Annotated in this window: 1 protein-coding gene and 2 pseudogenes; all 3 read left to right on the top strand. The window is 72.7% G+C overall.

What is annotated here, in order from left to right:
* Nucleotides 1-324 (top strand): annotated as a pseudogene (locus ACOADB_RS05460) (hypothetical protein); the annotation flags it as partial.
* A complete protein-coding gene (locus ACOADB_RS05455; protein WP_378596924.1) occupies nt 321-908 on the top strand; it encodes a hypothetical protein in 588 nt (195 codons plus the stop codon). The pseudogene ACOADB_RS05460 and the gene ACOADB_RS05455, both read left to right, overlap by 4 nt.
* A gap of 13 nt (nt 909-921) precedes the next feature.
* A pseudogene (locus ACOADB_RS05450) lies at nt 922-1,159 on the top strand (alpha/beta hydrolase); the annotation flags it as partial.

Below are 1,159 nucleotides of genomic sequence, written 5' to 3'. Positions count from 1 at the left end.
GCCGCCGTCGGCGCCGGAGCCGACCTCGTCCTGGCCTGCGACCACCGGCTGGTGGACCCGGGGGTGACCTTGCGCTTCCCGGGCTCGGCCTTCGGCGTCGCGCTGGGCACCGTACGTCGCGCTGAGCTCGGCGACCGGCTGGTCACCGGCGCGCCGGTGTCGCTCGAGAGCGCGCTCCGCGCCGATCGACTGCCACGACCTCGCCACGACGCGGACGCGGAGCTCGCGGCCCTGGCCCGCTCGGTCGCCGTACCCGGGTTGCGGGACCGGATCGCGGCCTACGCCGCGTCGACCCACCTGCCCAGAACGAAGGAACTCGCATGACCCAGCACCCCACCCCGACCGTCCCCGTCACCAGCGACGTGCCCGAGATCGAGGCCTTTGCCTCCCGGGTGGCGGATCTGGTGGCCAGCGGCCTGGACGAGCACGCCCTCACGGCGGCGATCCGCGACGACCTCGCGGACACGCTTGCGGCAGGCTTCGACCTGCCGCTGGACAAGACACGTCCCGATCCCGAGCGCTACGTCATGTACCCGCTCCACGTCGCGGCGGACGGGTCCTTCTCCATCGCCAGCGCGGTGTGGAACGTCGGCCAGGGCACGCCCGTGCACGGCCACGAGACCTGGGGCGTCGTCGGGATCCACCGTGGCGTCGAGGTGGAGACCCGCTTCGAGAAGCCGACCAGGCCGGGCCTGCCCCTCGTCGCAGAAGGCACCGAGGAGTGGGGCGCCGGCCAGGTGACCGTGTGCTGCACGACCGACGACGACGTGCACCAGGTCCGCTGCGGCGGCGACGAGCCCGTCGTCGGCATTCACGTCTACGGCGCCGACATCGGCACCCTGCCCCGTCGCTCGTACGACCCCGACACGGGAGCCGTGCACTGGTTCACGTCCACGTGGGCCCGCTAGAGGAGAGAGAACGATGACCGTGACTTCCTGGAACGAACCCCACGGGGGGACCCCGCGCGGCACCCTGATCGTGTTGCCCGGCCGTGGTGAGACGGCGGCGTCGTACGAGCGCTTCGGCCGCCGGATCTCCGCCGATGCCTGGCGGGTGCGGCTGGTGCCCGTCGACCTCGACGACCTCGAGGGCACGCGGGTGCAGGTCGAGAAGCTGCTCGTCGACGAGTCGATGCCCGCGCCCAAGGTGCTGGTCGGCG

Origin of the sequence: Nocardioides sp. CPCC 206348 (assembly GCF_048654705.1) — a bacterium.
Taxonomy (GTDB): Bacteria; Actinomycetota; Actinomycetes; order Propionibacteriales; family Nocardioidaceae; genus Nocardioides.
This window is presented reverse-complemented; position numbering and strand designations above follow the sequence as displayed.